This is a genomic window from Kribbella sp. ALI-6-A (genome assembly GCF_001984195.1).
Taxonomy (GTDB): domain Bacteria; phylum Actinomycetota; class Actinomycetes; order Propionibacteriales; family Kribbellaceae; genus Kribbella.
The window spans coordinates 1,023,500-1,036,722 of the sequence record NZ_MTQN01000009.1 but is presented as its reverse complement, the minus strand read 5'-3'; the positions used below and the strand labels follow the sequence as shown (position 1 = coordinate 1,036,722).

Sequence of the window (13,223 nt, the reverse complement as noted above, 5' to 3'; positions counted from 1 at the left end):
CTCAGACCGGTTCGGCGGCGCGATCCGAGACCGGCTCCGAAGCCGTAGCCTGCTCCGGCGTGGCCGTGGTCCGCAGCCGGATCGCGGCCATCACCGCACAGCCCAGGAAAACCACCGCACCGACCATCGCGACCGCGTCGAGCCCGGTCGTGAACGCCGCTTTGGCCGCCGACGCCAGATCCTCACCCAGCTGACCAGGCAACTCACCTGCCGCCGCAACCGCGGCGGTCACGCTCTGCCGCGCCTGCTCCGCAACGCCGTACGGCAGGCCGGCGGGCACCTCGAGACTCCGCTGGTAGGCGAACGTGCCCAGGCTGCCCAGCATCGCGACGCCCAGCGCGATCCCGCCTTCCCCGCTGGTCTCGTTCAGCGACGCCGCCGAACCCGCCCGCTCCGGCGGAGTCGCCGCCATGATCAGGTTCATCGTCAGCGTCATCGGCAGGCCCATCCCGAACGACGTCACGACCAGACCGGTCACCAGTACGCCGAGTCCGCCGCTGCTGTCCGCCAGCGTCACGATCAGCAGCCCCGCGGCACAGACCAGCAGCCCGGCCGCGACCACCGTCGAGGTCTGCCGGCGCTGAGCGATCCGGGGCGCCAGGCTCATCCCGGCGATCATCGCGACGTTCGACGGGATCAGCCAGAGCCCGGCGTCCAGCGGCGACAGCCCCTCGACCACCTGCAGGAACAGTGCCGCCTGGAAGGCGATCCCGGCCATCACCACCCCACTGGCGAGCATCACGGCCAGCGCCGGAGTGAACCGGGGCAGCCGGAACAGTCCGAGGTCCAGCAGCGGGTGTTCGAGCCGCTGCTGCCGCCGTACGAAGACAACACCGAGCAGGACGCCGACCACGATGGCCACCGCGGGCCTGACAGCCCAACCGGATCGGGCCAGCTCCTTGAGTCCCCAGATCACCGGCAGGATCGTCGCGAGCGACAACGCCACGCTGGCCAGGTCGATCCGGCCCGCGTTCGGGTCGCGGTACTCCGGCAGCAGCACCGGACCGAGGATCATCAGCAGCACCATCACCGGTACGCCGAGCAGGAACGCCGAGCCCCACCAGAAGTGCTCCAGCATCACCCCACCGACCACCGGGCCGAGCAGCATGCCGCCCATGAAGCAGCTGAACCACAGTCCGAGCGCCTGTCCCATTTGCTGCGGGTCGTGGAACATGTTGCGGATCAGGGCCATCGTCGACGGCATCAGAGTCGCCCCGGCGATGCCGAGCAGCGCCCGGGTGCCGATCAGCATCTCCGGGCTGCTGGACCAGGCCGCGAGCACCGAGGCCACGCCGAACGCGCCCGCACCGATCAGCAGCAGCTTGCGCCGGCCGATCCGGTCGCCGAGCGTGCCCATGGTGACCAGGAAGCCGGCCAGCAGGAACGAGTAGATGTCCAGGATCCAGAGTTGCTGGGTGCTATCCGCGCCCAGGTCGGCGCTCAGCTTCGGCAGCGCCAGGTAGAGCACACTGACGTCGAGCGACAGCAGCAGCGTCGGCAGGGCCAGTACGGCCAGTCCGATCCACTCCCGCCGGGTCGCGCGCGGAGATGTCTCACTCATCGGTTCGTCCTTTCCAAGGTGGTGGCCAGGTCGGTCAGTAGGAGGAGCTCCGGCCAGCCCTCCTGTCCGGCGATCCGACTCACCTCGGTCGCCAGTACGAGGCCGTCGCCGCGGCCGGAGATCAAGAGCCGGGCCGGATCGGCTTCCAGCTCGGTCGCGTGGTCGGCGGCCCAGCCGACGATCGCCTGTGCGTCGGCCAGCGCCACGTCGTACGGCGTGGTGGAGGGGCCGGCCAGGATGACCAGTCCGCCGCGCAGGCAGAGCTGCCGGCACTCCGGGTCGGCATCGTTGGCTTCCGACCCGGCGAAATAGATCAGCAGGGGAGGCGGTGGCCGGCCCGGACCGCTGCCGGGCGGCCAGTAGATGCGGGCCCAGATCGGGCCGGTGGTGCCGCGCAGCTGGACCGCTGCACGACGGGTCAGTGGTGGTGAGGAGGTCATGCCGAAAACCGTCGCAGTGCGCACCGGTCCAAGGGAAAGGCCGATTGTGCATGGCGGTCGTGCGGCAACGGCATGACCGAACGACGGACCGGCAGCCCGCTTCGGGGTCAGAATGTCGGCATGAGCGAGAGCAACGAGTCTGCGGACGTCCTGGCGCTGTCCAACACGCCGGACGCGATCGAGTTGCGGCACCTGCGGGCGTTCGTAGCTGTCGCGGAGGAGCTGAACTTCGGCCGCGCCGCGAGCCGGCTCTACCTGTCGCAGCCCGCGCTGAGCCGCCAAATCCGTGCATTGGAACGGCTGCTGGGGTGTGACCTGCTCCGGCGCTCGACCCACCGGGTAGAGCTCACGCTGGCCGGCGAGGCGCTGCTGGATCGCACCCGGACGCTGCTGGCCGACCTGGACAGCGCGCTGGTGACTGCGCGATCGGTCGGGGGAGAGCTGGTCGGACGGGCGAATCGCATGTGGGCGCCGGTGGCGACCGGTCGCTCGGACCGGGGGCAGGAGAGCCTGACGAGCTTGCGTGCGGCGTACGAGCAGATGCTGGCGCAGGCGCCGGTGCCGCCTGACGTTGTGGTGCTGCCGCTGACGTGCGGCGGCGTACCGGCTCTGCAGGTCGCTGCTGACGCGTCCAGGCCGCCGAACGTGCTGCACCTGCACGGAGGAGGCTTTGTGATGGGCTCGGCGTACGGGTATCGCGGGTTCTCCGGAGCGCTGGCGACAAGCATCGGGAGCGGCGTACTGGTTCCGGACTACCGGCTGGCTCCGGAGCATCCTTACCCGGCGGCGGTCGACGACGCGGTGAGCGCCTACCTGTGGATGCTGGAGCAGGTGCCGGCCGACCAGCTGATCGTCTCCGGCGACTCCGGGGGAGGAGCTCTGGCGTTGTCGCTCCTGCTGGCTCTGCGTGACCGCGGCCATCCGACGCCGGCAGGCGCCGTGCTGCTGTGTCCCGGCGTGGACATGACCGAGATCATCGAAGGAACGTCGCCGCTGGCCGAGCACGAGAACTTCGGCATGCTGGCGCAGTGCGTCGAGTGGTACGTCGCCGGGCAGCCGACCGACGATCCGCTGCTCGACCCGATGAACGCCGACCTGACCGGGCTTCCGCCGCTGCTGATCCAGCTCGCCACCGGTGATCCGGTCGCGGTGGGAGCGCGGCAGTTGGCCGAGCGGGCGGAGCAGCAGGGCGTCGACGTGACGATGGAGCTGTACGCCGTGGAGACACACATCTTCCAGCTGTTCTGGTCGTTCCTGCCCGAGGCGCAGCAGGCGATGGCCAAGGTGGGGGAGTTCACCGAGCGGCTGCTCGGGCCCGGGCAGGTCAGCAAGACCGTCTGAGCGCGTCGGCGCCGGTGGCGGGCGTGACTTGAGTTGTAACTTCGGTTTACAGTGACCGCATGGCGAGTGACCAAGCGGTACGCACCGGGCGGGACGCGATCGGGTACGGCGTCGCGTTGCTCAACAAGCTGGCCAGGTCGCGGGCGATCGACCGGCTCGGACTGCGTAAGCAGACCGAGCGGGTGGTGTTCGAGGCGACCCGGACGGGATTCCGCACGGCCGGCGCGCTGACCAGGAGTTTCTCGGCCGCGACGAAGCTGGCCAGGCCGGCCCGGCTGCCGTCGGCGCGGGGGACCGGGCGGTTCGACCTGACGCCGACCGAGGACCAGCAGATGGTCGTCGGCGTGGTGACCGAGTTCGCGGCGGAGGTGCTGCGGCCGGGTGCCGCGGACGCCGACACCGCGTGCGCGACCGACCCGAAGGTGCTGGAGCAGTCCGCCGAGCTGGGGCTGAGCCTGATCGAGGTGCCGGAGGAACTCGGCGGGATCGTCACCGAGCGGTCGGCGATGACCGGCGTCCTGGTGGCCGAGGCGATGGCGCACGGCGACATGGGCCAGGCGGTCGCCTGCCTCGCGCCGGCCGCGGTCAGTACGGCGATCTCGCTGTGGGGCGACGAGACCCAGCAAGCGACGTACCTGCCGGCCTTCACGGGTGAGAACGTGCCCGCGGCCGCGCTGGCGATCGTCGAGCCGCGGCCGTTGTTCGATCCGTTCGCACTGAAGACCCGCGCGACCCGGCAGCGCACCGGCCACCTGCTGAACGGCGTGAAGTCGCTGGTCCCGCGGGGCGCCGAGGCCGAGGTGTTCGTGATCGCGGCCCAGTTGGAGGATCAGGGGCCGGCGTTGTTCCTGGTCGAGTCCGACCATCCGGGCGTGACCATCGAAGCCGAGCCGTCGATGGGGCTGCGGGCGGCGTCGCTCAGCCGGGTGGTGCTCGAGGACGTGCCGGCGGTGCAGCTCGGGACGTTGGCGGACTACGCCGACTGTGTGCGCTTGTCGCGGCTCGGCTGGTGCGCGTTGAGTCTCGGGACGGCGAAGGCGGTGCTCGACTACGTCACGCCGTACGTGAACGAGCGGACGGCGTTCGGGGAGCCGATCAGCCATCGGCAGTCGGTCGCGTTCATGGTGGCGAACATCGCGATCGAGCTCGAGGGGATGCGGCTGGTCACTTACCGGGCCGGATCGCGTGCGGAGCAAGGGCTTTCGTACGCGCGAGAGGTCGCGCTGGCGCGGCGGCTGTGCACGGACAAGGGGATGCGGATCGGGACGGACGGCGTCCAGTTGCTCGGCGGGCACGGGTTCGTCAAGGAGCATCCGGTCGAGCGGTGGTACCGCGACCTGCGGGCCGTCGGCGTGATGGAAGGTGCGGTGCTGGTCTGATGATCAACCTGGAAGTTCCCCGGAAGTTCCGTACCTTCGTCAACCAGGCGCACCAGGTCGCGGCCGAGATGTTGCGGCCGAACTCGCGGCGCTACGACTTGGCCGAGCACGAGTATCCGAAGGAGCTCGACCTGCTGGCCGCTCTCGTCGACGGCCTGGGCGCGAGCGGGACGGGGTCGGGGGCGGGAGCGAGCGGCGTACGGCGTACTGACGCTGACGACGACAGTGGCCGAGTGAAGAACGGCTCCAACCTGTCGTCGGTGCTGTCGATCATGGAGATGTGCTGGGGCGACGTCGGCCTGCTGCTGTCGATGCCGCGGCAGGGCTTGGGCAACTCGGCGATCGCGTCGGTCGCCTCCGACGAGCAGTTGCGCCGCTTCGACGGGGTATGGGCCGCGATGGCGATCACCGAGCCCGGCTGCGGTTCGGACTCGGCGAACATCCAGACCACGGCCCGCCGCGACGGCGACCACTACGTGCTCGACGGCGAGAAGATCTTCGTCACCGCCGGCGCCCGCTGCGACGCGGTGGTCGTCTGGGCCACGGTCGACAAGTCGCTGGGCCGGGCGGCGATCAAGCCGTTCGTCGTACCGAAGGAGACGCCAGGGCTGACGGTCGAGCGGGTCGAGCACAAGCTCGGCATCCGGTCGTCCGACACCGCGACCATTCGCCTCACCAACTGCCGCGTGCCCGCCGAGAACCTGCTGGGCTCTCCCGAAGTCGATCCCGACAAGGGCTTTGCGGGCGTCATGCAGACCTTCGACAACACCCGGCCCCTGGTCGCCGCCATGGCTGTCGGCTGCGCGCGGGCTTCGTTGGAGCTCACTCGTGAGCTGCTGGCGGAGGCCGGAGTCGAGATCGACTACGACCGCCCGACCCATCTGCAGCCGGCCGCGGCCGCGACGTTCGTGGAACTCGAGGCCGACTGGGAGGCGGCGTACCTGCTGACGCTGCAGGCCGCGTGGATGGCGGACAACGCGCGGCCCAACTCCCTGCAGGCCTCCATGGCCAAGGCCAAGGCCGGCCGCGCCGCCAACGACATCACCCTGCGCTGCGTGGAACTGGCCGGCTCCCTCGGCTACTCCGAACACGAGCTGCTGGAGAAGTGGGCTCGGGATTCGAAGATCCTGGACATCTTCGAGGGGACCCAACAGATCCAGCAGCTGATCGTGGCGCGGCGGCTGCTGGGGAAGACGTCGGCTGAGCTGAAATAGCTTGTGAATAGAGAACCTCGCCTTTGTGGGCGCCTCTCAGAGCAGGCTGGGATCGTTGTCTGGGGGTTCGTACTCAGGCCCGATGGGAGCCTGCTCCGTCGCTGCTCCGGGAGCCGCAGATCGAGTCGCGCGAGCCGGCGATCCACCGCCTGGCGAGCGCGTTCGTGCGACGAGGGCAGCATGTGGGTGTACATCTGCAGCGTGAACCCGGATCGTGATGTCCAAGGTACTCCGAGAGTTCCTTGATGTTGATCGCGTCCGACGGAGTCACGCTCGCGTAGTAGTGCCGCAGAGCATGCATGCCGGTCGTGTTGTCGGCTTGTACCGACGCCGGCCTCGGATGTCCTTTGCAGGCAGCGAGTGACCATCCAACCTCCGTGAGCATCATGGCCCATTCCGGATGCTCGGCATCGACACCGAGCCGTGGGCCACGTGCCGCCGGTCTTGTCTGTGATGGTGCACTGCAGGCATCCCATCCCCCGGACGACCCGTCGTCCGGGAAATCGCGACGCGGCAACGCGTCGCGCCCGCGGCGATCTGTCTGGCCTGGATCCTCGCGCACGACGCGATCGTGTCCCAGGGCGTTGCCCGAAGCATCGACTCACCCTCGAGCAAGGACCGGTTTCTCCTGCGGTCAGACGGCGACGGCCGCTTCCGGGTCGGCCGCATCCGAGCTCGTGGCATCGTACGGAGCCCAGGCCGGCTCCCGGAGGGCGGGGCAGTGTTCGGGGTGGGGCGGTTGGCGATATGGATCATGCGGTCGAGTGCGTCTCGCGCGCCCGCAAGTTGGGTCATCGCAGTGGTGATGCGGTTGCGTTCGGCTGCCATCAGCTCGAAGGCCGCGTGTGAAGCGCGGCCGGTCTCGATGCAGGGTACGAATTGCACTGCACGATGGTCCCGCTGGGCAGGCCGGCGGTGAAGAGCTGCTGAATCAGCCGGACACGCTCGACAGCCACCTCGGGATAGGTCCGTGGCACTGCCGAGACGGTCACGCGAGAAGCCGTCGTTCCGTACGCCGTTCACGTCGCGGCGCGCGCTGATCCCGGTCGAGCTATCTCCTCTCGCTGGTCAGCGACCGCCAGCGTTCCTGCTCGGTCATGCAGACGACCAGACACAGAAGTTCCGGCATGAACCGGAGGCCACCTCGGATCGGGTCGTGGCCGGGTGGCCGTCTCCTCCCCGCGGCGCGTCGCCCGATCTCGCTCCCCCGATCTCCTCGAAGTTGCTCGGGTTCGTCATTGCCACTGCTCCCATGCGCGGTCGCCGCTGCCGACTTCGTCTCTCCCGGGGAGCTACTCCGAGTTCGCTATCCGCTCGGCGGCTGATACGGCGTCGCGCAATGCCTGTTCCATATACCTTCGCCACAGCGGCGCCAATGCTCCACCAACAATTGCCCTTCGCCAGGGAAGAGGTTTGAATTCATATGTCCAGCGGATGAGCGTACCGCCTCCGTCGGGAGCGAAGGTCCATTCTCCTCGGACCCCGGCAACGAAGTGTCGCAGGAGGTTCGTGAAGTCGGTCAGTTCGTAGGCGAACGAGTGTGGTGCGACGTACTCGGTCAAGCGTTCATTCGCCGTTGAACCGTCGGTGAGATCCGGGTTCCGGTGATCCCCGACCGCATCCCACGAGCCGGACTGGTTGGATACCCCGCGCACTCCAGGGAACGGCCCCCATCCTCGGAACACGAGGGAGAGATCGATGGGGGCGATGATGGCAAAGGCTCGCTCGGGGTTGAGTACGGACCTTCTTTGGACGACGGCCGGGACGCTTGGGTCACCGTCTCGTATGAGGGGGGTCGTGGACATGGGATCTGACTCTCACTTCTGTTGGGGTGTTGCATGGACAACCAAGCCCCGTGCACCAGCCACGGTCCAAGGACTATTGGCGTTTCGCCGGCATTGAACCAGAGGTTAGAACTCGGAATATGTATGCTTGATCAGGTTTGTTGCTCCGCTCGGCGCAGCAATTCATCCAACGGATGATCGACGCAGTCGGATGACCGGGAGCATTCGGCCCGCTCGTGCTTGATACTTGCGGAACGAATCTGATTTCGCCGTGAAGCGGGCGAATGCCTGGTCACGTTCGGCTCCTTGGAGTTCTTCGGCGGTGATCTCGACGTGCTCGACGTCCCGCCCGCCGACCTGCGGCGCGGGACCTCGATGGTGGTCCGGGGATGCGCTCGAAGGTTTTTCACCCACGCCGGGTCTGACTGCGCCCCCGCCGCGGAGCCCACCACGAGCCAGTCATCGCCGTCGTGCAGAGACATCGCGGGGTTGACCCGTCGTTTCCCGCTACTGCGCCCGACCGTGTGGATCAGCACCAGGCTGCTACCGAACCCTCGTCCGACGTGTCCCTTGGTGGTCCGAAATTCGGCGATGATCTCGTCGTTGAAACTCGGCACCTGCCACCATCCTCTCCGGCGGTCCGCGCTCAGATGAGCATTTCGGTCTGATACTGCCCGGCCAGCTCGACTGCGAGCTGTCGACCCGCGGCCTCCTCCTCGGGGGAGAGCTCCGGAGGTGCCGACTCGGGCCCGTCGACGACGTGACCTACTCGGAGGAAGTACTCCTCCTGACCGGCAGGGGTACACATGCAGAGCATTCGTGCCGGCGCACCCGACTTGTTGCGGAAGAAGTGTGGCGCGTTCGCGGGGATGTTCACCGTCGACCCGGCCGGGACTGTGTGCTCCTGCCCGCGGAAGGTGAAGGTGATCTCGCCTTCGAGGATGGTGAACATTTCTTCGAAGTTGTGACGGTGGGGCGGCGGGCCTCCGCCGTCCGGCACCCGCATGTCGATCAGGCAATAGCGTCCGTCGGTCTGGTCACCGCCGATCAGCATGGCGTAGTTGTCGCCGGCGAGGGCGAGATAGGTAGTGTCCGGGTCGTCGGGCTTGACGACCGTCAGGGAGCGGGAAGGGTCGTCGTCGGGGATGCCCGCGGTGGTGTTCTCGGTGGCTGTCATCTCGTCTACTTTCTGTGGGATGCGGTCAATGCTGGTCGAGTGTTTCGTCGATGTAGTCGAGTAGGGATCGCGGTTCTCGGCCCAGGGCGGCGCGGAGCGTGAGCGGGCTGGCCACCAGTCCCGTGTGGTCGTAGTGGTCGAACATCGCCCGCATTGGCGCGGGTACGTCGAGTCGATCTGGGTCGATTCGCGTGGCCTTCACGTCGCGGCCGGAAGCGTCGGCGATGAGTGAGGCGACTTCGTGTCGGTTGAGTTGCCCCGGCGCGGCCAGGTCGAGCGTGCCCCACAGCAGGTCGTCCTCGAGGAGGGCGTGGGCTGCTACTTCTGCGACGTCGCGATAGTCGACACGCGAGAAGCGCGTCTCGGCCGACCATGGCTCCGCCAGTGTTCCGGACTCCGCGGCGGCGGGAATGCTGCCTTCGAGCATCTGGAAGAACAGGACGGGATGCAGGAACGTGAATTCGATGCCGGTGTTCAGGATCGCCTCTTCGACCGGCGCCTTTGCTGCGTGGTTCACGAGGTCGGCAAGCACGGGGTGTATGACGGAGGAGAAGACAATTCGTCTCACGCCGGATTCGACGGCGTCCGTCACGAACGCTCGGCCGATCTCTGCTTCGTCGGGGATGAACGCGGGCGCGATATAGAACGCACGGCTGACTCCGTCGAGAGCCTCACGCACACTGTCTCGGTCGGTCAGGTCACCGACGACGACTTCGTGGGCGCCGCGTGACCGTACCGCTTCCGTTTGGTTTTCGTGGCGCACAAGCCCTCGTACGAGTGCGCCGCGTCGAACCAGTTCGGGAACAACCAGTCCCGCGTTGGGGCCGGCCGCTCCGACCACGAGCACTCGATCGTCTGACGTAGTCATCCATCCTCCTAAGTGGACGATATATTCCGCATAATTCCTGGTCAACGCCTGTCGATCTCGATCGCCTTCACCGGGCGGACTCCGGAGGTGGTTGAGCCACCTCAACAGGTCCGCCCGGGGGGTCTCGGACGCACGTCCGATCACTGCGGGATGAGGGCACCCACGATCGGGATGAGGGCCTCACCGGCCGCGGACGCCCAGTTGCGCGCCAACTCGGTCAGAATCATGTTGGTCGACGTGATTCCTGCACCGGCGTTCTCCATGCGCCTGAGGGCGACGTCGTCGGCGAGCTTGCTCATCGAGCCGCCGGCGTCGGCCACCACCTGTACGCGATAGCCGTCCTGTAGTGCGGTGAGCGTCGGGTAGACGGTGCACACGTCGTTGGTGACGCCGGCGACGACGAGGTTCTTGCGACCCGTGCCGCGAACCGCTGCTGCGAAGTTCTCGTCTTCCAATGCGTTCACTACTCCGACGCGCTGGATACGGTTCGCGTACTCCTCGGGTGCGATGTCCTTCAGTTCTTCTGCGAGGGGACCTTGCTGATGGTCTTCCAGTGATGAGGTGAGGACGAGGGGCATCCCGAGGGCCTTGGCGGCCTTCGCCAGCGCCAACGCGTTTGCCTTCATCTCGTCGCGGTCGCCGGACCTGACCCAGCTCATGGTTCCTACCTGGTGGTCGATCAGCAGGATCGCGGTGTCCTCGGGGGTGAAGAGGTTCGAGGTCATGAGGTTTCCCTTCCTTTGTTCTGGTTGCCGTTCTTCGGTGTGCGCGGTGTCGATGTCGGTGGTCAGTTCATGTACATGCCGCCGTCGACGTTGAGGGTCTGGCCAGTGACGAAGTCCGCGTCGGGGGACGCGAGGAAGAACACGGGCCCGACGAGGTCCTCGGCGTGCTGGTCACGCTTGAGAGCGCGCGCCTTTCGCTGGGAACTGCAACCGGCGACCCGTGATCGAGCAGGCGCCGGCTGGCGCTTCGCCTGAGGCGCTGGCGCTCAGCCGATCCGATAAACGGATGAATCATTCCATTTATCCCCCTAGGTGTCTACGATCCGTGAGCGGGTGGGTGAGTGGCCCGCCCGCGACCGGCGAGCGACGACATTGACTCGTGACGACCGCGTCTCCCAGATCCACGCAGAGGCGCACTCACACCAGAGAGGCACGAACATGAGTTCCGGCATCGCGGGTTTCGAACACGGCCGATACCAGGCCCAGGGGACTTCTCTGCGCTACCAGATCGGAGGCGAGGGCGATCCCGTCGTTCTCCTCCACGGGTGGCCGCAGCACTCGCTGCAGTGGCATTCGGTGGCACCGCGACTTGCCGAGCAGTACCGGGTCCTCGTACCCGATCTGCCGGGGTGCGGTTCGTCCTCGATCCCGCGATCGGGTTTCGACAAGCAGTCGATCGCGCGCTCCGTCCGTCAGCTCGTTGACGACCTGGAGTTGGGGCCGATCCGCCTCGTCGGGTACGACCACGGGGCCGGCGTCGCCTACAACTACGCCAGCGCAGACCCCGACTCTGTGACGCAGCTGGCGTTCATCGAGTACGTACTGCCGGGGTGCGGCTACGAGCGCGCGATGCAACCCACGCCGGATTGGCACACGGGCAGCAACTGGCAGCTGGCGTTCTTCACCGTCCCGGACGTCGCCGAATTCGCATTCCGTGGTCGCGAGCGTGAACTGCTGAACTGGTTCTTCTGGCACGGCTCGTGCGACGGTTCGGCGGTGAGTCCCGAACACCTGGACGAGTACGTGCGGAACGTTTCGCGACCGGGAGCACTGCGTGCCGGCATCGAGTACTACGCCGCCGCGTGGCAAGACCTCGCCGCCAACGAGGCGAGCATGCAGCGAAAGCTCACCATGCCGGCGCTCGGCATCGGGGGGAGCCACAACCTGGGCGAGATGGCCGGCAAGGCGATGTCGCAGGTGGCTGAGTCACCGCGCAGCGCCGTCGTGTCCCATGCCGGCCACTGGGTCAGCGACGAAAACCCGGAAGAACTTACCCAGATCCTGCTCGACTTCTTCACCGTCACGCAATGACTTCTATGACGAGCTTGCGGAGCCGAGGCACGTCGGCGAGCGAGGTTCCGATCTCAGCGAGCCGCCGCCTGTCTGCGTGTGAGTCGATTAGGCTGAAGCGATGGCGTCCGCCTCACCCAAGAAAGCCGACCGCCCGCTCAGGCGCGATGCACAACGCAACCGCGAGCGACTGCTCGCGGCTGCTGTGACAGCTCTCTTGCGGGATGGCCATGGCGTATCCATGGCCAAGATCGCCGAGGAAGCGGGTGTGGGTGTTGGCACACTCTATCGGCGGTATCCGTCGCGCGAACACCTGCTCGAGGACCTACAACGTCGTTCGTACCAGATGGTCGTGGACATGCTGCGCGAAGTCGGGGCTGCAGACTGCGACGGGCAGGAATGCGTCCGGATGTTCCTCACGCGAACTGTCGAGCACGGCTCGCAGCTGGTCATGACTTGGCATGGGGCCCCTCCGACGCGGGACCCAGAGACGCTGCGGCTGGAGAGCGAGCTGCATGATCGCGTGGCAGAGATGATCAAGAAGGGAATCCTGGATGGGTCGATCCGTCCCGGCGTGACGGCTCTGGACGTCATCGTGTTCGGGGCCATGATCGCCCAGCCTTTCCCTACAGCCGAACCGATGTGGCCAGAACTGACCCAACGTCAGATAGCCAACTTCCTGCGCGGTCTCGCTCCGCGCTGACCGCTCGCGTCCGAATCGGCGTGCTTGGACGGGGCGTTGGCAACGTCACCGACGCCCGGCTTCGCCACACCTAAGCGGTGGTTAGCTCTTCAGTATGGTGGGTCAGGTAGTAAAGCAATGCCTCTGAGAAGGCAACATCACAAAGCTGAGTCGGGCCTGATGGTGCGGTCGAAGGCTCGCTGGAGCGCCTCGGCTGCTGTCGCATCGCCTGTCCTGCGGCCGAAGTAGGCGTCTTGGGTCATGGAGACGCGGCGTGGCCGAGTTGGTCGGCGATCTGGCGGGCGGTTTGGCCGTCGTTGTCGAGGATGCTGGCGGTGGTCTTGCGGAAGATGTGAGAGGTGGTCCGAGCGAGACGGTCTGCGTCGGCGGGTTCGGTTGCTGCGTGGACCTGGGCGTCGAGGGTGGGTGTGGCATCGACTTCGACTCGGCCGCCATTGAGTCACGGTCTGAGCATGGACCTCATCGCTGATCAGCTGTTGCCCTTCCGCTGTACAGCGGCACTCAGTCAAGGACTCCGTTCAGGTTCGGCAATCCAGTGATTGGCAGGCGTCCCGTCGGTTCTGCTCCGTCACTGCTCCGTGAGACGTCGACAAGCGTCGATCAGCGTCGCCGGTTCCGCTCCGCCTGCACCAGCAAGATTTTGGACATCTTCGAGAGCACCCAGCAGATCCAGCAGTTGATCGTTGCCCGCAGGCTGCTGGGGAAGACGTCCGCCGAGCTGAAATAGCTTGTGGTGTAGGG

General features: G+C 66.9%; 12 protein-coding genes and 1 pseudogene. 5 read left to right on the top strand and 8 right to left on the bottom strand.

Annotation, left to right across the window (positions count from 1 at the left end; genetic code table 11):
* Position 1 precedes the first annotated feature (1 nt).
* A complete protein-coding gene (locus tag BWI15_RS13750; protein WP_077014680.1) occupies positions 2-1,561 on the bottom strand; it encodes an MFS transporter in 1,560 nt (519 codons plus the stop codon).
* Positions 1,558-2,025, bottom strand: coding sequence for an alpha/beta hydrolase fold domain-containing protein (locus BWI15_RS13745; RefSeq protein WP_143465559.1), 468 nt, complete (start codon positions 2,023-2,025; stop codon positions 1,558-1,560). The genes BWI15_RS13750 and BWI15_RS13745 overlap by 4 nt, the downstream gene beginning before the upstream one ends.
* Before the next feature lie 96 nt (positions 2,026-2,121).
* On the opposite strand from BWI15_RS13745, the gene BWI15_RS40055 reads away from it, so the two are divergent.
* From BWI15_RS40055 to BWI15_RS13730, 3 genes are read left to right on the top strand one after another with little or no spacing between them, the layout of a single operon-like run.
* Complete coding sequence (locus tag BWI15_RS40055) at positions 2,122-3,342, top strand: alpha/beta hydrolase fold domain-containing protein (protein WP_077014678.1); 1,221 nt, start codon at positions 2,122-2,124, stop codon at positions 3,340-3,342.
* A 59-nt stretch (positions 3,343-3,401) separates the two neighbouring features.
* The gene (locus tag BWI15_RS13735) at positions 3,402-4,721 is read left to right on the top strand and encodes an acyl-CoA dehydrogenase family protein (protein WP_143465557.1); all 1,320 of its coding nucleotides are present in this window, start codon (positions 3,402-3,404) and stop codon (positions 4,719-4,721) included.
* On the top strand, positions 4,721-5,935 hold the full coding sequence (locus BWI15_RS13730; RefSeq protein WP_077014677.1) for an acyl-CoA dehydrogenase family protein: 1,215 nt from the start codon (positions 4,721-4,723) through the stop codon (positions 5,933-5,935). The genes BWI15_RS13735 and BWI15_RS13730 overlap by 1 nt, the downstream gene beginning before the upstream one ends.
* Before the next feature lie 1,292 nt (positions 5,936-7,227).
* Here the strand turns inward: BWI15_RS13730 and BWI15_RS13720 are convergent.
* From BWI15_RS13720 to BWI15_RS40720, 6 genes and pseudogenes are all read right to left on the bottom strand, one after another.
* Complete coding sequence (locus BWI15_RS13720; protein WP_077014676.1) at positions 7,228-7,740, bottom strand: SRPBCC family protein; 513 nt, start codon at positions 7,738-7,740, stop codon at positions 7,228-7,230.
* 131 nt (positions 7,741-7,871) lie between these two features.
* Positions 7,872-8,336 (bottom strand): nitroreductase/quinone reductase family protein, encoded by a 465-nt coding sequence (locus BWI15_RS13715; protein ID WP_202817635.1) that lies wholly within the window; start codon positions 8,334-8,336, stop codon positions 7,872-7,874.
* A 29-nt stretch (positions 8,337-8,365) separates the two neighbouring features.
* Complete coding sequence (locus BWI15_RS13710; RefSeq protein WP_077014675.1) at positions 8,366-8,896, bottom strand: cupin domain-containing protein; 531 nt, start codon at positions 8,894-8,896, stop codon at positions 8,366-8,368.
* A gap of 25 nt (positions 8,897-8,921) precedes the next feature.
* Complete coding sequence (locus BWI15_RS13705; RefSeq protein WP_077014674.1) at positions 8,922-9,764, bottom strand: NmrA family NAD(P)-binding protein; 843 nt, start codon at positions 9,762-9,764, stop codon at positions 8,922-8,924.
* 140 nt (positions 9,765-9,904) lie between these two features.
* On the bottom strand, positions 9,905-10,489 hold the full coding sequence (locus BWI15_RS13700; RefSeq protein ID WP_077014673.1) for an isochorismatase family protein: 585 nt from the start codon (positions 10,487-10,489) through the stop codon (positions 9,905-9,907).
* Positions 10,490-10,551: 62 nt separating this feature from the next.
* A pseudogene (locus BWI15_RS40720) lies at positions 10,552-10,677 on the bottom strand (SDR family oxidoreductase); the annotation flags it as partial.
* Positions 10,678-10,927: 250 nt separating this feature from the next.
* On the opposite strand from BWI15_RS40720, the gene BWI15_RS13690 reads away from it, so the two are divergent.
* Positions 10,928-11,800 carry an alpha/beta fold hydrolase gene (locus BWI15_RS13690; protein WP_077014672.1) on the top strand — a complete coding sequence of 291 codons (873 nt, stop codon included), beginning with the start codon at positions 10,928-10,930 and terminating at the stop codon, positions 11,798-11,800.
* 100 nt (positions 11,801-11,900) lie between these two features.
* Positions 11,901-12,482, top strand: coding sequence for a TetR/AcrR family transcriptional regulator (locus tag BWI15_RS13685; protein WP_077014671.1), 582 nt, complete (start codon positions 11,901-11,903; stop codon positions 12,480-12,482).
* The last annotated feature ends 741 nt before the right edge of the window (positions 12,483-13,223 follow it).